This window comes from Prescottella sp. GW823-FHT02E09 (assembly GCF_058797375.1).
On sequence record NZ_JBXAJP010000014.1, the window covers coordinates 94,354 to 112,609 of the forward strand.

General features: G+C 72.2%; 15 protein-coding genes and 1 pseudogene. 11 read left to right on the forward strand and 5 right to left on the reverse strand.

From position 1 onward, the window contains the following. Positions 1-2,511, reverse strand: a complete 2,511-nt coding sequence (locus AC1RIF_RS25895) for an FtsX-like permease family protein (protein WP_492604243.1) — start codon at positions 2,509-2,511, stop codon at positions 1-3. Between the two features lie 2 nt (positions 2,512-2,513). Further along, positions 2,514-3,284, reverse strand: coding sequence for an ABC transporter ATP-binding protein (locus AC1RIF_RS25900; RefSeq protein WP_492604244.1), 771 nt, complete (start codon positions 3,282-3,284; stop codon positions 2,514-2,516). Between the two features lie 108 nt (positions 3,285-3,392). On the opposite strand from AC1RIF_RS25900, the gene AC1RIF_RS25905 reads away from it, so the two are divergent. Both AC1RIF_RS25905 and AC1RIF_RS25910 read left to right on the forward strand, forming a co-directional pair. Continuing rightward, on the forward strand, positions 3,393-4,643 hold the full coding sequence (locus AC1RIF_RS25905; RefSeq protein WP_492604245.1) for a sensor histidine kinase: 1,251 nt from the start codon (positions 3,393-3,395) through the stop codon (positions 4,641-4,643). Then, complete coding sequence (locus AC1RIF_RS25910) at positions 4,631-5,275, forward strand: response regulator (RefSeq protein WP_492604246.1); 645 nt, start codon at positions 4,631-4,633, stop codon at positions 5,273-5,275. Before AC1RIF_RS25905 ends, AC1RIF_RS25910 begins: the two co-directional genes overlap by 13 nt. Here AC1RIF_RS25910 and AC1RIF_RS25915 read toward each other — a convergent pair whose 3' ends face one another. Then, a complete protein-coding gene (locus AC1RIF_RS25915; protein WP_492604247.1) occupies positions 5,276-5,560 on the reverse strand; it encodes a hypothetical protein in 285 nt (94 codons plus the stop codon). A 150-nt stretch (positions 5,561-5,710) separates the two neighbouring features. Between AC1RIF_RS25915 and AC1RIF_RS25920 the strand changes: the two genes are divergently transcribed. Continuing rightward, a complete protein-coding gene (locus AC1RIF_RS25920; protein ID WP_370654908.1) occupies positions 5,711-5,779 on the forward strand; it encodes an Rv1535 domain-containing protein in 69 nt (22 codons plus the stop codon). 113 nt (positions 5,780-5,892) lie between these two features. On the opposite strand, the pseudogene AC1RIF_RS25925 reads toward AC1RIF_RS25920, so the two are convergent. Together AC1RIF_RS25925 and AC1RIF_RS25930 are read right to left on the reverse strand one after the other, a co-directional pair. Continuing rightward, a pseudogene (locus AC1RIF_RS25925) lies at positions 5,893-8,655 on the reverse strand (cation-translocating P-type ATPase); the annotation flags it as partial. Positions 8,656-9,803: 1,148 nt separating this feature from the next. After that, positions 9,804-10,337: a hypothetical protein gene (locus tag AC1RIF_RS25930; protein WP_492604248.1), complete on the reverse strand. Its 534-nt coding sequence runs from the start codon at positions 10,335-10,337 to the stop codon at positions 9,804-9,806. Positions 10,338-10,618: 281 nt separating this feature from the next. Between AC1RIF_RS25930 and AC1RIF_RS25935 the strand changes: the two genes are divergently transcribed. From AC1RIF_RS25935 to AC1RIF_RS25970, 8 genes are read left to right on the forward strand one after another with little or no spacing between them, the layout of a single operon-like run. Then, positions 10,619-11,653: an NrtA/SsuA/CpmA family ABC transporter substrate-binding protein gene (locus AC1RIF_RS25935; protein WP_492604249.1), complete on the forward strand. Its 1,035-nt coding sequence runs from the start codon at positions 10,619-10,621 to the stop codon at positions 11,651-11,653. Further along, on the forward strand, positions 11,650-12,504 hold the full coding sequence (locus AC1RIF_RS25940) for an ABC transporter permease (protein WP_492604250.1): 855 nt from the start codon (positions 11,650-11,652) through the stop codon (positions 12,502-12,504). The genes AC1RIF_RS25935 and AC1RIF_RS25940 overlap by 4 nt, the downstream gene beginning before the upstream one ends. Continuing rightward, positions 12,501-13,325 carry an ABC transporter ATP-binding protein gene (locus AC1RIF_RS25945; protein ID WP_492604251.1) on the forward strand — a complete coding sequence of 275 codons (825 nt, stop codon included), beginning with the start codon at positions 12,501-12,503 and terminating at the stop codon, positions 13,323-13,325. The genes AC1RIF_RS25940 and AC1RIF_RS25945 overlap by 4 nt, the downstream gene beginning before the upstream one ends. After that, the gene (locus AC1RIF_RS25950) at positions 13,322-14,365 is read left to right on the forward strand and encodes an ABC transporter substrate-binding protein (protein WP_492604252.1); all 1,044 of its coding nucleotides are present in this window, start codon (positions 13,322-13,324) and stop codon (positions 14,363-14,365) included. Before AC1RIF_RS25945 ends, AC1RIF_RS25950 begins: the two co-directional genes overlap by 4 nt. Further along, positions 14,362-15,405 (forward strand): LLM class flavin-dependent oxidoreductase, encoded by a 1,044-nt coding sequence (locus AC1RIF_RS25955; protein ID WP_492604253.1) that lies wholly within the window; start codon positions 14,362-14,364, stop codon positions 15,403-15,405. Before AC1RIF_RS25950 ends, AC1RIF_RS25955 begins: the two co-directional genes overlap by 4 nt. Then, positions 15,402-16,559, forward strand: a complete 1,158-nt coding sequence (locus tag AC1RIF_RS25960) for an LLM class flavin-dependent oxidoreductase (RefSeq protein WP_492604254.1) — start codon at positions 15,402-15,404, stop codon at positions 16,557-16,559. Before AC1RIF_RS25955 ends, AC1RIF_RS25960 begins: the two co-directional genes overlap by 4 nt. A 10-nt stretch (positions 16,560-16,569) precedes the next feature. After that, positions 16,570-17,277 (forward strand): class II aldolase/adducin family protein, encoded by a 708-nt coding sequence (locus tag AC1RIF_RS25965; RefSeq protein ID WP_492604255.1) that lies wholly within the window; start codon positions 16,570-16,572, stop codon positions 17,275-17,277. 25 nt (positions 17,278-17,302) lie between these two features. Continuing rightward, a complete protein-coding gene (locus AC1RIF_RS25970) occupies positions 17,303-18,250 on the forward strand; it encodes an ABC transporter substrate-binding protein (RefSeq protein WP_492604256.1) in 948 nt (315 codons plus the stop codon). The last annotated feature ends 6 nt before the right edge of the window (positions 18,251-18,256 follow it).

An 18,256-nucleotide genomic window follows, 5' to 3' on the forward strand; every position in this document is an offset into this window, starting at 1 on the left:
CTACTCCCGGGTGCCGATGGCCTCGACCGGGTCCCGGCGCAGCGCGGCACGTGTCGGCAGTGCGATCGCGCACAGACCCAGCAGGACGGTCGCCGCGATGATGCCGCCGTAGACGACGGGGGACACACTCGGGATCGGCGTACCCGATACGGCCGCCGCGATGCCGGCGAGCGGGGGGATCGCGATGAGCGTGCCGACCACGGCGGCGACCGACACCACGATCACCGACTCCGTCCGCATCATCCGGTGTACCTGCCGCTTGCTGGCACCGACCAGGCGCAGCAGCGCGAACTCCCGGCCCCGTTCGGCGGTTGCCGACACGAGCGTGTTCACCACCGCCACCGCGAGGTAGCCGAGCAGGACCGCCAGCGCGACGATGCTCACCCACGACTGGGTGCGCCGCTGGTCCTGACCGGCGGCCGCGAATTCGGCGCGGTCAGCGACGGCGATGCCGGGCATCGCCTGCAGCGCTCGTCGCAGTTCGTCGACGCGACCGGGTTCGGCGGTCACCAGGACGACGTCGGCGGTGCCGGCGGTGGTGTGGGCGCGGACCTGCCCGGCCGGCAACGTGACGTCGCCGAAGCCGAGACCGCGCCCGTACGTCGCCACGACGGTCGGGGTGATCAGTGTTCCGTCGCCCAGTCGGAGCGGGACTGTCTCGCCCACGTCGGCGCCCATGGCGAACGCGGCGTCGAGACTGAGCGCGACGGTGCCGTCCCGCAGCCCGTCCAGGTCGCCGTCGCGCACATCGAGATCGAGCGTCGACGCCGTGGCGGCCGGATCGATGCCCTGGACCGGGTACGGCTCGGTGGTGGGGGCCTCGCTGCCGGAGCTCGTGAACAGCGCTTGGCTGCGGGTGATCGGATTCGCCTCGCGCACAGCCGGTTCGGCTGCGACGGCGTCGACCATGTCCGGTGCCAGTCCGGCGGCACCACTCACGACGAGATCGGCGGTGATGCCGCTGCGGGACTGGTCGTCGGCCGCCGCGGTGATGGTGCTCTGGGAGAACAGCTGCACCGATCCGATCGCGATGGCCAGCGCCAGTGGGGTGATCGCCGCTGCCAGCCGCCGCGCCCGCGCGCCGGTGTTGGCGGCCGCGAGGACGAGTGCGGGTGACGAACTGCGCCGCATCGGTCCACCGAAGCGGGCGATCGCGGCAGAGACCAGGGCCGGGCCGAGCAGGGAAACCGAGATCACCAGCAGCACAGCGGAACTTCCCGCACCGGCCAGCGCGGCCTGACCCGGCAGGACGGCGGGCAGCAGCGACGTCGCCAGACCACCCGCGGCGAACACCAGCCCGGTCACGAGCCGACCGCGCCCGAGGGCGGCCGGTTCCACCGCCGACTCGCGCAGCGCCTCGGTGGGATCGAGCCGGGCCGGACGTCGCGCGGCGATCGCGGCCGCGATCCGCGCGGTGCCGACGGCGAGCAGCACACCCACCATCGCAGGCAGCGGTCCGTACGCCAGCGCGAAGTCCGACGGGAGCACCCCGGCCGCAGTGAACTGCGCCCGCAGCAGCCCGGCGACGGCGAAGCCCGGCCACACGCCGAGCGCCGCGGCGATCCCGGCCACCAGCAGTACCTCACTGCCGATCAGCCGGTGGATCTGGCCGGGGGTGGCGCCCATCGCCCGCAGCAGCGCGAACTCGCGGTGTCGCTGTCGGATCGACAGCGACAGTGTGCTCGCGACCACGAACATCGCGATGAGGATCGCCAGGCCGGCGAACGAACCGCACAGCATGATCAGCTCGCTGCGGGCCGCGCCCGCGTCGAGGTACTCGACGTCGCCGCGCGCGTCACCGGTGTAGGTGCGGACCTCCTGGCCTGCGAGCGCGTCGCGGGCGCGGGCGGCCAGCGACGACGCATCGAATCCTTCCTCGGCGAGCAGTCCCACCGTCGCGACGCGGTCGTCGTGCGGCCACATCTCCCGGGCGCGGGCGTCGGAGAGGAACACCGCCGGCGCACGCTCCGCCGGTTCGGCCGACGGTGCGGCCGCCACGCCCACGACGGTGTAGGTGTCGCCGATGCCGCCGTGCCGCAACGTGATCCGATCGCCCGGGACTGCGCCACCGGTGACGACCACCTCCGACCCGGACGCGGGGGCGCGTCCGGCGGTGAGCGAGTACGGTGCGAGCACGGCCGATCCCCAGCCGTGCCCGTCGAACAGCGTGCCGTCGTCGGTGGTCAGCGGCACGCTCACGTCGCCCACCGCGGTACGGACACCCGGCAGTGCGGCCAACTCGTCGACGGCCGCGGTCGGCAGTAGCGCGCGCTCGGCGAACGGCTGGTCGATATCCTCCTTCACCTCGAGCGCCTGGGGCGCACCGACGACGACGTCGGCACCGGCGTATCGGTGCGGGGTGACGCCGCCGCGGATCCCGGACTCGAACAACACTCCGAGCGCACAGGTCAGCAACGCGGCGCAGAACACCGCGACGAACATCGCCGCGAAGCCACCGCGCTGGGCTCGGATGTTGGCGCGGGCGAGGGGCCGCAGCCTCGACCTCCGCATCGTCACCACTCCCCGAGGTGGGTCATGTGGTCGGCGACCCCGGCGGCGGTGGGGGAGTCCATGCGGCCGACGAGGCGTCCGTCGGCGAGGAACAGCACCCGGTCCGCATGGGCGGCAGCGACCGGATCGTGGGTCACCATGACGATGGTCTGGCCCAGGTCGGCGGTGGTGCGGCGCAACAGGTCGAGTACCTGGCGGCCCGTCCGGCTGTCGAGTGCCCCGGTGGGCTCGTCCGCGAACACCGCGTGCGGCTGGGTGATGAGGGCGCGGGCGATCGCGACGCGCTGCTGCTGTCCGCCCGACATCTCGGCCGGGCGGCGGTCCCGCTTGCCGTCGAGCCCCACCGCGTCCAGGACGTAGTCGAGGTGCGCCCGGTCGGCGACGCGGCCGGCCAGCAGCAGCGGCAGCGTCACGTTCTGCTCCACCGTCAGCGCCGACATGAGGTTGTACGCCTGGAACACGAAGCCGATGTGATCGCGGCGGAACACCGTGCGGGCCTTGGGCTTCAGTGCGCTGATCTCGGTGTCGCCCAGCCACACCGAACCGCGCGTCGGCTGATCCAGCCCGGCGGCGCAGTGCAGGAACGTGCTCTTGCCGGAGCCGGACGGCCCCATGACAGCGGTGAAGCTGCCGGGCGCGAGCGTGAGGCTGACGTTGTCGAGCGCGGTGACCTCGGTGCGGCCCGAGCCGTACGACTTGGTGACGGCGTCGAGGCGGACGGCGGCCCGTGGCGGGCTCTGGACGAGCGGGGTTGTGGCGGTGAATGAGGGCATGGCTCAACGCTAGGAACCGCGTCGGGCGCGAACCATCCTGCGCGGTACCCGATCGATGGTGTAGCTGGCTGTACCGACAGCGCCGCCGTCGTGGGGCATGCTGGAGCGGTGCAGTGGACCGAACGCCTGAACGAGCGTTGGCGCGCCGTCCGCTTCCTCGCGGTCGAGGCGGGCGCCGCCGTCGTCTCGCTCTGTTTCCTGGTGGTCGGGCTGGTGATCGGGTCGATGCTGATCCTGATCGTCGGCTGGATCGCGGTGCCCGCCTACCTGCGGGCGCTGCGGTGGTGGGCGGGCCGGGCCCGGCGACGGTCGTCCGCCTACACCGGCCGCGACGTGTCCGAGCGGTATCCGCCGATCCCCGGCAGCCCGGGCTTCGACGACCTGCGCCGGCTGCTCGCCGCATCGTCGACGCGCCGCGACTTCGGGTGGGTGGCGGTCCACTCCATCGCGGCGCTCGCGTCGGGGCTTCTCGCGATCGCTCTCCCGCTCGCGGCCGTGAACTCGCTCGCGATCCCGTTCTACTGGTGGGCGCTGCCGCCGGACGAGCCGGTGAGCAGCATCTACCCGGTCACCTCGTGGTGGGGCGCGGCGCCCATGCCGTTGGTCGCGCTCGCGTACGCGGTGCTGGGGTGGTGGCTGATCCCGGCGATGGCCCGCGGCATCGCGGCGCTCGCCGCTCGTCTGCTTGCTCCGCGGCGGGAAACGCAACTGTCCGAACGGGTCTCGGCGCTCACGGCGAGTCGCGCCGCCGCTCTCGACGCGCACGCCGCGGAGCTGCGGCGGATCGAACGGGACCTGCACGACGGCGCCCAGAATCGGCTGGTCGCGGTGGTGATGATGCTCGGGCTCGCCGAGCGGTCGCTGCGGGTGGACCCGGATCAGGCGCTGCCACAGCTACTCCGGGCGCAGGACGCCGCGTCGGATGCGCTGTCGGAGCTGCGGACGCTGGTGCACGACATCTATCCGCCGATCCTCGACGAGCTGGGGCTGGACGGCGCGGTGTCGGCGCTGGCGGGGCGCAGCACGGTGCCGTGCGTGCTCGACGTCGACAGCCTGCGACGCGCGCCCGCCGCGGTGGAGGCCGCCGCGTACTTCGTCGTCGCCGAGGCGCTCACCAACGTCGTCAAGCACAGCGGTGCCGAGCACGTGCAGCTGACGATCCGAACCCGCGACGAGGCGGCGGGGGCGACCATGGCGATCGAGGTCCTCGACGACGGGCGCGGCGGTGCGGTGGAGACCGCGGGCGGCGGATTGGCCGGGATCCGGCGCCGCGTGGCAGCGTTCGAGGGAGCAATGACGATGCAGAGCCCGCTCGGCGGGCCGACGAGACTCGAGGTGACACTGCCGTGCGGATTCTGATCGCCGAGGACGACGCCCTGCTCCGGGAGGGCCTCGCGCTCCTGCTGCGCAGCGTCGGTATCGAGGTGACGGCTGCGGTCGACGACGCCGAGAAGTTCCTGGCGGCGTTCGAGGCGGATCCGCCGGACGGCGCCGTGCTGGACGTGCGGATGCCGCCGACGTTCACCAACGAGGGGTTGAAGGCGGCGATCGAGGCGCGGCGACGGCGGCCTGGGTTCCCGGTGCTGGTGTTGTCGGCGTACGTCGAGGACCGGTACGCGGGGGAGTTGCTGTCGGGCGGCGCGTCCGGCGTCGGCTACCTGCTCAAGGAACGGGTCGGTAAGGTCGAGGAGTTCGTCGACGCGCTGCACCGGGTGGTCGACGGTGGGACGGTGATGGATCCCGAGGTGATCTCGCAGCTGATGAGCCGGCGCCGCGCCGACGATCCCGTCCGCACCCTGACGCCGCGTGAAGCGGAGGTGCTGGGGCTGATGGCGGAGGGGCTCGGGAACGCGGACATCGCCCGCAAGCTCGTGGTCAGCGACACCGCGGTGAGCAAGCACATCGGCAACATCTTCGCGAAGCTCGGACTGTCGGCGTCGGACAGCGGGCACCGGCGCGTGCTCGCGGTCCTCGCGCACCTGCGCTCCTGATCAGGCGCTCTCGAGCGCCTCGCCGACCTCGTGCAGCGCGCGGTGGTGTTGATCGGCAGCGAGCGCGTGCCCGGCTGCGATCGCCAGGGCCACCGGCCAGTCGATCAACTCGACGGCGACGAGGACACCGAGGGCGGCGAAGTAGGCCAGCTGTTCGGGGCGGGGCACGCCGATGTCCCCGACGAGGGGGAGTCGGATCGCGAAGCGCGAGCCCTGGGCGATCTGTTCGAGCGCGGCCCGGTGCGAATCGAGTCGGTGCTGCAGGTCCATGGTTGTTTCGGTCATCGTTTCCCCTGCCCATCCTCGCCGTTCACCTGCCGGACACCTGCGCCCGCCATCGTGGGAGTCGTGATCGTTTCGTTATCTTCGCTGTCCGCGGTCGCGTCGGCTCTCGCTCCGTCGCGGACCGATCCGTTGACCGGTGCCGTCGCCGCGGTGCTGACGCCCCCGCTGCGCCACGCGTACGCCGTGCTGCTGCGTGCCGGTGTGCTGGTCGTCGACTGAGCCGGCGCCGAGCCCCGGGCCTGCCACCACCCGAGCACGCGGGGCGCGGCCGCGGCGGCCGCGGTGGCACCGGCCGCGGAACCGAGGGCCTGCGTCCATCCGACGGGACCGAGCGGGGTACAGCCGAGGAACTGGCTGACCCCGGGCGTGCTGACCACCGCGCCGAGAGCGGCGAGTGACCCGACGGCCGTCGCCACCACCAGCGGGCTGCGGGAATCGATCAACGTCTGACCCAACTGCGCGCCGACGAGCGCGACCAGTCCCACCGTCGACGCCCTGCGCGGGCGCCCGGTGACCGAGGCCAGACCCCACGCGACGCCCGCCCCGGCCGCGGTCGCGGCGCCCCGCACGGCCACCGTCCGCCACAGCGCGGCCGTGTCCGGCCCGCGGCCGTCGTAGGCGCGGTCCGGGTTGGGTGGGCTCACCGCCAGCGCCGCCGCCGGTAGCGCGTCGGTGAGCAGATTCACCAGCAGCAGCTGTCGGGCGTTGAGCGGGGCCCGCCCACTGATCGCGCTCCCGACCAGGGCGAAGGCGACCTCGCCGGCGTTGCCGCCGAGCAGCACCGAGACCGCCGACTGCACCCGCTGCCACAGCTGCCGACCCTCGTCGATCGCGTCCAGGATCGCGTCGACGTGCCCATCGAGCAGCAGGATGTCGGCGGCACTGCGGGCCGGGTGGCTGCCGTGCGATGCGACGCCGATCCCGATGCTCGCGGCGCGGATCGCGGCGGCGTCGTTCGCGCCGTCCCCGACCATCGCGCACACGTGTCCTGTGCGTTCGAGTGTCTGCACGATCTGCACCTTCTGCTCCGGCGACATCCGCGCGAACACCTTGCGGTCGCGCACCGCGGTCTCCTGCCGTCGGTGCGACAGCGCCTCCCATTCGGTCCCGGTCAGCACGTCGTCGGCGTCGAGTTCGAGGCCCAGGTCCCGGGCGATCGCGGCGGCGGTGACGGGGTGATCGCCGGTGATCAGCCGCACCGAGACGTCCCGTTCCTCGAGCGTGGGCAGCAATCCGGCAGCCTCCGGGCGCGCGGTGTCGGACAGGCCCAGCAGGCCGAGGGGCTCCAGACCGCGGCGGCACAGCGATTCGACGGCGTCGGGATCGTCGGCGGCGGCCGCCGCCTGTTCCTCGGTGACGGTGCGGCGGGCCACCGCGATCACCCGCAGGCCCTCCTCGGCCATCGCCTGCACGTCCGCGACGATCGACTCGAGTCGCGCGGGGGCGGTGCCGGTGCAGGCGGCCAGGATCACTTCGGGGGCACCCTTGACCACCAGGTCGGTGCCGGTGATCGCGGCGGCGTACGGGCGGCCCGACCGGAACGGCAGCAGCGCGGCGGCCGGCGCGACGGTCCCCGACTCCGCCCTGGCCTCCACCACGGCACGGTCGGTGGCGTGCGCGGCCGCCTGCCCGTCCGCGGTGACCGACGTGCGTGCGGCGGCGTCGACGACGACGTCGCGGTCGTGGGAGCCCAGGGGGCGGACGGCGGTGACCCGCAGACGGTCCTCACTGAGCGTGCCCGTCTTGTCGAAGCACACGACGTCGACCCGGCCGAGGGCCTCGACCGAGCGGGGTGCGCGCACGAGCGCCGACGAATGCGTGAGCCGGCGGGCCGCCGCCTGCTGGGCGAGGGTCGCGACCAGGGGCAGGCCCTCGGGCACGGCCGCTACCGCTACGGCGACCCCGCTCGTGATCGCGGCCTGGAGCCCGCCGCCGCGCAGCATCGAGGTGAGGGTGACCAGCGCGCCGCCGCCGACGCTGACCGGCAGGACCCGCCGGGTCAGCTCGCCCAGCTGGGCCTGCAGCCCGGTCCGTCCGACCGGTGTCGGCGACAGCGCGGTTGCGCGGCCCGTCTCGGTCGCCGCCCCGACAGCGGTCACCACCGCTGTCGCGGTGCCGGTCAGCACGGTGGTGCCCGCGTAGAGCATGCAGCTGCGTTCGGCGAGCGGGATGCCCGGCGTCGCCTCGGTCTGCTTGTCGACCGGCAGGGATTCCCCGGTCAGTGAGGACTCGTCCACCTCGACTCCGTCGGCCTCGATCAGACGGCCGTCGGCGGGCACGACCTCGCCCGGCCGCACCTCGATCACCTCGCCGGCGCGGAGAAACCCGGCGGCCACGGCGTCGTATCCACCGTGCCCTCCGCGGACCACGCGGGCCGGGGTGTCCTGCACCGCGAGAAGTTTGCGCAGCAGCCGCTCGGCGTGCAGGCGCTGGACAGCGGACAGGGCGGCATTGCCGACCAGGACGGATCCGACCAGGATCGCGTCCACCGGTGAGCCGAGCACGGCGCTCGCCGCCGAGCCCGTGGCCAGGATCGGCGTCAACGGGTCGGACAGCTCGGTGCGCAGCGAACGGCCGAAATCCCACGCGGCTTCCACCGGTCGCCGCATCCAGGTCGCCGTCGCGACGATGCGACCCGCCCCGACCGTCTCCGACCGCGGTCCGGGCGTCCCGAGCATGCTGCGGACGCGGTCGACGGGCATCGAATGCCAGTCGTGCTGGGGATCCGGCAGGGGCGCCTCCGCGCGCAGTACCCGCCGTGCCAGCCGGTTGCCGGTCCACAGCGCGGCGCCGGCGCCGGCGCTGACGGGTCCCGGACCGCGGCCGTGTGTCCCGGGCAGCATCAGGAGAGATCCGAGAAGCGAAGCGCCAGTGGCAATCTCGATTCCGCGGCGAGCGGCGGTCCGGGCGGCCGGGACGGCGCGCACGACGCGCCATGAGGCGGCCAGATCCGGAACGAGGAGATCGCAGTCGGTAGCCGGGACGGTGCCGCTGCGCACGAGGCCGATCCCGACGTCCGCGGCCGAAAGCGCCTGGGGGCAGTCCGCGGCGAGAACCGCCACAGCCTCGCCGCCGTCCTGCAGGTTCAGCGCCATCGCCGTCAGGTCGGAATCGACTGCACTGCTGGGTTTTCGGAGCTCGTCGAATGCCGAACGCAGCGTCCCGAGGGCTTCGTCGTCGATCGAGTGGACCGTGACCGCGGACCGTCGGATCTGTTCGAGCAGTGCGCCGGCCAGGGGATCGCGGACGGGTGTGATCAGCACCGCGGCATCGGGGTCGTCGGCGAGGTCCGCCGCCTCCGGCAGTTCCGCGAGGCGATGCCAGCCCTGACCGAGCGAGCCGTCGTCGACGGCGGTGCGGGCCACTTCCCAGACGCGGGCCCGACGGTCCTCGGCGACGCCCCGGATCCGGCTCACCCGCAGATCTGCCGTCAGCAGGGCGCACGGGTCGACGACCAACGCGGTCACGTCGTCGAGGCGGCGCAGCACGTCCGGGCCCCGGCACAGCACGCGGTGATCGGCGACGAGTCCGCGACCGAGCGTGCTCGCGAAGGACTCACGCGCGATGCGGGCGGCCTTCGGGGCGGTGACCAGTGCCGTCGTCCCTGCCGCCCGCAGGCTGCCGGTGGCGGCGCCGACCGCCGCGGAACCCGCGAGCTGCACCCACGCGGCCCGTTCGAGATGGCGATCGACCGCACCGCCGGGGGCCGCGGTGCCGGTACCGGTGCTCCGAGGAAGGGGGCTGCGGTGCCACGCGTGCCGATTGGCGACCACCTCACCGACCACCGACGCGCGCAACAGCGATTCGACCGCGAGCGGGGCCGGTGCCTGCGCAGCCGCGAAACCGGCGGCCGTCGCGGTGGAGAGGATCAGATCGGCGCCGACCCGTCCGAGCCCGGCCTCCAGGAGTCGTCGCAGCCGCGGTTGGTAGTCGAGGACCGTCACCGGCGCGGCCAGCGCGAGGGGCAGTCGCGGCACGGCCAGGACCCGTCCCGCCGCCGCGACGCCGAACCCGACGGAGTGGGCGGCGAGCGCGACCACCCGCGCACGGAGCACGGCGTCGTCCCAGGCGGGAGGCGGTGGACGGACGGTGTCGGGGGAGTCGGTCTGTCGAGGTGCGAGGAGCGCGGTCAGCACGCCTGCGGTGGCCGCGGTGCCGACGACCGCTGTCGTCAGCGCGGTGTCCAGGCTCCGGCGGGGCAGTGCGCGTGCCTGCCCGAGAAGTGCCCCGACCCCCGCGATCCTCACCGAGCGGTACGCCCCCGTGGCCGGGATGCCGTGCTCTTCGTGGCGGTTGTCTTGGCGGGCTTTCTCGCCGCCGACTTCGTGGCTTTCGTGGCTTTCGTGGCCTTCGCGGTGTGCGTCGGGCCGGCTCGCTGCGGCTTCGCGGGCGCGTTCGATCGAGCGGTGGCCATCGCCGCTTCCGGGTGCGCGCCGCGCTCGTGGAGTTGCCTCAACACGAGCGCGGCGCCCCCGACGGTCAGGACCACCGGCCATTCGACGAGCCCCACCGCGCCCGCGGCGGCCATCGTCAGCACAGCGGCCGGTGTGGAGTGACTCCCGGTCTCGACGCCTCTGCGTACTCCGTCGGCCATTCCGCCGACCGCGCCGCGGACCCCACCGACGACGCTGCCGACAGCTGCGCCGCCGACCGCGCCGATCGAGGCGGTGGTCACCTCCGCGATCCCGGAGACGGTCCGCACGGCTCCGTCGGCGAACGACATTCGCCCGTTGCCGGATCTGTGACCGTTGTGCGAGGTGTTCCCAGTCTGTTCCATCGAACGCCCATCGTCGGAATCGCAGTCGGAGCGCGGCTGCAGTCGTCGGGGAATCGGGTTGCCACTCGCAACCGAGTCTAAACCCGACCACCTGCCTTGTGAACCTTCCGGACGTTCGACCGGCACGAAATGTCCGGTGTGTCAAGCGTTGTGTTCATCCAAACGGCAACCCGTGGCATTGCGACCGTCCAGTCCTAACGTTGTTCTCCGTCACCGCTTGTGCCCACCGATCCGAGTGTGGTGCACGGGTTCTCCATCCCATATGCAACCAGGAGTCCTCGATGTTCCGTATGCGCCGTCTGCCCCGGGCCGCACTCGCGCTCGCGCTCGTTCCGCTGGCAGGGCTGGCGGTTGCATGTGGTGGCTCCGACGCCGCCGCCTCCGACGCTGCGACCGAGCAGTTCACCCTCAAGGTCTACGACCCGGGCAACTCGGGTGCCATCGCGGTCGGCAAGCGTGACGGCGACTTCGACCGGGCACTCGCGCCGCTCGGAGCGAGGATCGAATGGGTCAAGACCACACCGGGATTCAGCTCCAACCTGAAGCTGTTCAACACGGGCGAACTGGATATCCAGACCGGCGCCTACAGTCCCGTCGTGGGCGCGCTGTCGAAGGATGTGGGCGTGCGAATCTTCGCGACGTCGGATCCGTACAACAAGGATCAGAGCGGCATCATCGCCACGCCGGGGTCGGGAATCTCGACGCTCGAGGACCTGAAGGGCAAGCGTGTCGCGGTCAACCCGGCGGCCAAGGGCGAGTACATCGTGCTCAAGGCGCTCACCGAGGCGAACATCCCGATCGACACGGTCGAGCGGGTTCCGCTGCAGCAGGCCGACGCCGCTTCGGCCTTCTCGACCGGGCAGGTCGACGCCTGGGCGTCCTTCCTCGCGCCGTACCAGGAGGCGAAGGTCAAGGGTGCCAAGGAGATCGCGACCGAGGGCAGCATCGGCTCCGTGGACAACACGATCATCGCCGGCCGCACCGTGGTGCTCGAGGAGCACCCCGAGGTGGTGCAGAAGTTCCTCGAGGTGACGCAGGACCTCACCCGACGTCAGCGCGAGAATCCGGTCGCGTTCGAGAACGTCTTCGAGCAGGCGGGCCCCCGCGCACTGAGTGGACAGCGACTCGACGACGCGGTCGCGCTGGGCGGCAAGGTGACCGACTTCCGGTACCCGACGTCCGCCGACGAGGCGGATCTGCAGTCGGTGGCCGACCTCTTCTACCGCAACGGCGTCATCCAGCGGCAGATCACGGCGGACGACCTCACCTTCGACCTGCAGGGTGCGGTAGCCGACAAGCAGGCGGCACAGCGATGACGATCGTCGCGCACAGTCCCGCCGAGACCAGGGCGACGGCGCCCTTGGCGCTCGAGGAGCCCCGCTACCGGCGGGTCCGCAGCAGGTCCGCGTGGCTGTCGCTGCCGCTGCGGCTGCTGGTTCCCGCGGTGCTGCTGGCCGGATGGTGGATCGGATCGGCGACCGGGCTGATCTCCGAGGCGGTGCTCGCGTCACCGACGAAGGTCTGGGACGCGTTCGCCGAGCTGTACTCGACGGGCCAGCTGGTGGACTTCTCGCTGGCATCGCTGCAGCGGGCCGCGGTGGGCGTGCTGTTCGGCACCGTCATCGGGTTGGTGCTCGGCGTCCTGTCGGGCCTGTCGACGCTCGGTGAGGAACTCATCGACTCCACCATGCAGATCAACCGGGCCGTGCCGTTCCTGGCACTGGTGCCGCTGTTCATCGCGTGGTTCGGTATCGACGAGACGTTCAAGGTGGTGCTGATCGCCGTCGCGACCGTCGCACCGATGTACGCCTACACGTACCTCGGGGTGCGTGGCGTCGATCGCAAGATGGTCGAGGCGGCCCGCGGGTTCGGCCTGCGCGGCTGGCGGCTGGTCGCGGAGGCGATCCTGCCGGCGGCACTGCCGGGAGTGCTGATGGGCCTGCGGATCTGCTTGTCGCTGAGCATCACCGGCCTGATCGCGGCCGAGCAGGTGGGCACCCGGGAGGGCATCGGCTACCTGGTGACCCTCGCGCAGGAGTACAACCGCACCGACTACATGGTGCTGTGCGTGGTCCTGTATGCGGCGCTGGGTCTGGTGTTCGACGCGATCGTCCGGGTCATCGAGCGGCTCGCGATGCCGTGGCGCCGACTGTCGGCGGTCCGGTGAGCGCCGCGCAGGCCCCGCTGCCGCCCCTGGCGCCGCGGGTGCGCACCGCCGCCACCGCAGCGGAGCGTCGTGCCGGAGAACCCGTCGCGGTGTCGTTGCGCGGGGTTCGGAAGAGCTTCGGCGACAAGACGATCCTCGGCGGTGTGGATCTGACGATCCACCGCGGCGAGTTCGTCGTCCTGCTCGGCCCCAGCGGCACCGGCAAGACCACGCTGCTGCGGCTGCTCACCGGACTCGAGCGCCCCGACGTGGGTGAGGTGCTGGTGCCGCGCGAGCGGACCGTCGTCTACCAGGAGCCGCGGCTGGTCCCGTCCAAGCGGGTCCTGGCCAACGTCGTCGTCGGACAGCGTCGCTCGGCGGCGGTTCGTGCGGCCGGTGCCGCCGCCCTCGCCGAGGTGAATCTGGAAGGGAAGCAACGGGACTGGCCCGCCACCCTGTCGGGTGGTGAGGCCCAGCGGGTCGCGCTGGCTCGGGCCCTCGTCCGGGAGCCCGAACTGCTGCTGCTCGACGAGCCCTTCGCCGCACTCGACGCCCTCACCCGGCTCCAGATGCAGGACCTCGTCGGTGACCTCGTGGCCCGACACCGTCCGGCAGTCCTGCTCGTGACCCACGATGTCGACGAGGCCGTCCGGCTCGCCGACCGCGTGCTGATCCTCAACGAGGGGTCGTTCGCCGTCGATGTCGACATCGACCTCGCGCGCCCTCGCGACCGAAACGACCCCGAGGCGTTGCGCTATCGCGCGGCGTTCCTCGCCGAACTCGGTGTCGGCCGAACCGCGGCCGACACCGACAACTCACTCCCCGAAAGGAGCACCCCGTGACTGCCACCGCATCACCCCTCGACACCCTCTGGTACACGCGGTGCCCCGTCCCGACCGCGAGTGGACTCGCGAATTCCCTTGGGTGGCTGGCGCGATCGGCCGACGAAGCCGGTGTGAAGTTCGGTGTGCTGCAGGACGCCGGTGTCGAGCTGGCCGAGCGTCACTTCGACCACGGTCTGTCGGGACTGGTGCGCGAGGGCGGCAACGTCCCCGCGCTCGCGGCCCGTGCCGACGGTGCCCGCACCCGGCTGATCGGCCTCACCTGGATCGACGAGTCGCAGGCGATCCTCGTCGGTCCGAACGCGCAACTGGATTCGCCGGCCGAGCTGGCCGGTCTGCGGATCGGCATCCCGGCGTGGGCCGCGGACCGGGCGCGCAGCTTCCCTCGGGCGATGGCGCTGCACGGGTTCGCGTCGGCGCTGCGGCTCGGCGGTCTCACGTTCGCCGACGTCGTGACCGTCGAGGTGCCGGTGGAACAGAATCCGCAGGTGCGAGGCGCGGCGGCCACGTCGCGGTCGACCACGTGGGGTGTGGAGGTGCTGCTGCGCGGCGACGTGGACGCGATCTACGTCAAGGGTGCGCGGGCGCAGGAGGTGGCCCGCGAGCACGGCCTACAGGTGGCCGTGGATCTGGACGCCACGGAGTCGAAGCGGCTGCGGGTCAACAACGGCACTCCGCGGCCGATCACGGTGCACGCCGACCTGCTCGAGTCCCGGCCCGAGCTGGTGGTCGAGTTCCTCGCGCAGACGTTGCGGGCAGCGGACTGGGCGGCCGGGAACCTCGACGAGGTGCGTTCGGTGCTCGCACGGGAGACCTTCTCCGGCGCAGCGGGAGTCGAGGCGGCCTACGGCGACACGTTCCACCGCGGACTGCATCCCACGCTGTCCGACGAGCGGCTCGAGCTCCTCGACATCCAGAAGCAGTTCCTCTACACGTACGGCTTCCTGGCCGCCGACTTCGAGCTTGCCGCGTGGGCGGCGCCGGAGCCGCTCGAACAGGCCCGGGCGCTGGTCGCGTCCGAGCGAAAGGTGTTGTCATGACGAACTTCCTGTGGGAGCTCCCCACCCGGGGCGACGGGCGACACGTCGCGCCGGCGCCCGTGAGCCGCAGCGGGTTCGACTTCCTCGACCAGGTGATCCTCGCGGCGGAACTGAGCGGGCTCGACGGCGTGATCGCACCGTACGACCCGGACGGCGAGGAGTCGTGGGTGGTCGCTGGTTCGGCGCTGCGCCGAACCCGGCACGCCCGGGTGGGCGTCGAGTTCCACCCCGCGTTCGGCACGCCCGTGTATGCGGCCAAGCTGTCGGCGACGCTGCAGCGGCTGTCGAACGGGCGCCTCGACTGGCGGCTGCGGGTCGAGACGGACGACGCCGACACCCGCGCCCGCGGCGACCGGGTCACCGGCGCGGACCGCTACCGCCGGGCCGCCGAGTTCCTCACCGTGGCCCGCGGGATCTGGACCGACGAACAGGTGCCGGGCGGGTTCGGCGGCACCGGCTTCCACTTCGCGGGCGAGTTCTACGACGTGATCGACGGCGGGTTCCGGGGCATCCTGTCGGGGTTGCCGTTCCCGACCGTGTACCTGTCGGGCGGCTCGCCCGAGGCTCTGGAACTGTCGGCGGCGCACGGGGACGTGCACGTGTTCGACGAGACACCGGACGGCCTCGACGCCGGGTTGTCGACGCTGCGTGACGCGGCCGCCGCGCGGGGACGCACCGTCCGCGCGGGTCTGGCGTTGCCGGTCGTCGCTCGCGAGACCGAGGACGAGGCCTGGGCGCGGGTCCTGCGACTGTGGCGTGAGAATCACCACGGTGCAACCGAATCCGACGTCCTGGCGCTCGCGCTGGACGGCTTCCGCTGGGCCGGCTTCGACGGCATCGGGTACGGGCGGTCGATCGGACTGGTCGGCAGCTACGAGCAGGTGGCGCGGACGCTGTCCGACTATCGAGCCCGGGGCATCGACACGTTCGAGCTCACCGGCCACCCCCACATCGAGGAATTGCACCGGACCGGCGAGCATCTGCTGCACCTCGTCGACCCGGCCGGCCGCACCCTCGCCGCACAGGAGATCAGGGCATGACCACCGACTTCTACTGGCGCATCGGCATGGAAGGCGACCACGCGTCGCTGCGCACCCCGCGCCGCTACAACCGCGGGCACGCCGGCGGCCACGGTCCGGGCAACATCGCGCCGGCCATCCGCGGCGGCGAACTCGACGGCTACAGCTACATCGACCACATGGCCGCGGTGGTGAAGGCGTCCGAGTCGGCCGGATTCGTCGGCGGACTGCTGCCGTCGTTCCCGGTCACCGAGGACCCATGGGCGGCCGCGTCTGCGCTGGCCCGCGAGACCAGCAGTTACCGGTTCATGGTCGCGTTCCAGCCCGGCTTCCTGCATCCGTTGCAGGCCGCCCGGATGTCGGCCAGCCTGCAGCGTGCCACCGGTGGGCGGTTGGTCTACAACATCATCAGCGGCGGCGGGGGAGCCCCGCAGCTGTGGTGGGGTGACAAGGTGGACCACGACGACCGATACGCGCGGACGTCGGAGTTCCTCGACGTGCTGCGGGGCGTGTGGGACGGGGCGCCGTTCGACTACGACGGCCGCTTCTTCCGCACCGACGGCGCCGCGCTGCCGCCGCTGCTCGCGGGGCAGCCCTTCCCGGAGGTCTTCTTCTCCGGGTCCTCGGGCGCGGCCGTCGCCGCCGCGGGTCGGCACTCGGACTACTACCTGTCGTGGCTCGAGCCATTCACGGACCTGCGCGCCAAGTTCGACGGTGTCCGGGCGCACTCCGAGAGGATCGGCCGCACACCGAAGTTCGCGGTCCGAATCGACATCGTCGCCCGCCACACCGAGGAAGCGGCCTGGGCGGAGATCGAGAAGGGCTGGGCGTTCGTCGACCGCGACGCCGCCAACCGGGCCGCGCAGGGCGACTCGGTGGGTGCGGCCCGCATCGCCGGCTGGGTACCGGAGAACATCACCGGATACCGCGACCTCGAGGTCCAGCCCAACGTGTGGTGCGGCTTCAGCCTCATCCGCGGCGGCCCCGCGTTCGGGCTCGTCGGCAGCTACGAGCAGGTCGCCGAGCGTCTCGACCAACTGATCGATCTCGGTGTGGATGCGTTCATCCTCGCCGGCAACCCCCACCTCGAAGAGGCCTACCGCGTCGGTGAGGAGGTCCTGCCGCTGCTGCGCCGGACCACGCCCACCCCGGTCCGCGCCCTTTCCGCCCGATAGGAGAATTCCCATGACCAGCACCGAAACCCGTATCAGCCCTGCCGTCGAGTCGTTCGTCGACGACGCCCGCCGCGCCGCCGACAGAGCGTTCCGGGTGTTCCGCGAGACCGGCACCGTCTCCGCCAACGGCACCGTCAACTTCGTCGAACGCGTTCCCGGCGAGGAGCTCGCGGTCGCGCTCGACGAGCCCGGCCCGTGGGCGGCCGACCGGAGCGCGAAGCCGATCCTCGCGACGTTCGACGGCGAGGTCCTCTCCGGCACGGGTTCCGCCGGGTTCCTCACCGGCTACGCCGAGGTGTTCCGCCGGCACCCCGAGATCACGTCCATCGTGCACGTGCACACCCCGTGGCTCGGCGGGTGGGCGCAGACTCACCGCACGTTGCGGATCAAGTACGCGGCCTCGCAGCGCCTGACCCTGTCGCGGGACATCCCGCCGCACATCGACCGCAGCCAGTCGCCGGGCAACTTCATCCTCGATCGCCTGGTCGAGGACCCGGACCTCGTCGCGATCTTCGAGGCCAACGGCGGCGTCAACGTCATCGGCCGGGACGGCCTGCTCGAGCTCGCCAAGTTCGTCGTGCTGCTCGAGGAGGGCGCGCAGTACCAGGCCCTCGGCGAACTCGTCGGCGGCACCGTCGATTTCGACAAGACCAACCTCGTCGCGCAGTGGGGCCGCAGCGGCCTGCTCGACGAGGCCCGTCGCCGCGGACTCGTCTGAGCCCGCACCACTTCAGGAGACTCCCATGACCATTCGTGTCGGCTACTTCCCGAACAACAATTCCCTGTTCGCGCTGCGCCACAACGGCCTGCTCGAACTCCGCCTCCCCGACGTCGAGTGGGTGGATCTGCGCGAGCTGCCGCGGCAGCCGGCCGTGGACCCGCGCACGGCGCTGCCGACCCTGCACTCGGACTGGTTGTTCGAAGCCGGCGGCTACGACGTCATCGGCACCGGATTCACGCCGCCGATCACCGCGCTCGGCCAGGGCAGGGATCTCGTGTACGTCGGTATCTCCGGCCCGCGGGTGGAGAACGGCCGGCTGGTGACCCTCGCCGACTCCGGCATTCGCACCGCCTCGGACCTGCGCGGCAAGCGGGTCGGGGTCGCGCACGGGTCGTGGCAGACCACGCTCGCACTCCTGGCCCTCGAACGTGAGGGGCTGGCCTGGTCCGATGTCGAGCCTGTGGACGTCGATGTGAACGAGGGCGGCGCCGCGCTGCTGCGCGGCGACCTGGACGCGTGGGTCGGTGCCTATCCCGGCCTCGCGGAGGTCGAGTCGGCCGCGCGCCTGCACACCCTGGTCGACACCGACGGCCTGTTCACCCATCCGTCGCTGTGGTTCGTGCGCCGCGACTTCGCCGAGAACCACCGCGCCGAGCTCGAGGCGGTCATCGCCGCGCTGCAGGAGTCGGACGCGTGGATCGTCGCGAATCCGCGTGAAGCCGCGCGGTTCTTCGTCGAGGACGCCGAGAGGCGCGGGGGCACCGCGGATCTGGACCGCTGGGAGGAGGCGCTGCGTGGACGGCCCTTCGGTATCGGGCCGGTCACCGAGGAGTTCCTCGACGAGCAGCAGCGCGCCGCGGACCTGCTGCACGCCAACGGGCTGCTGCCGAGGCCGGTCACAGTGCGCGACGCGGTCCTGCAGTGGCTCGGCGAGGTGGTCGACGCGACCCGGAGCGGTGCCGCGGCCTGACCGCGC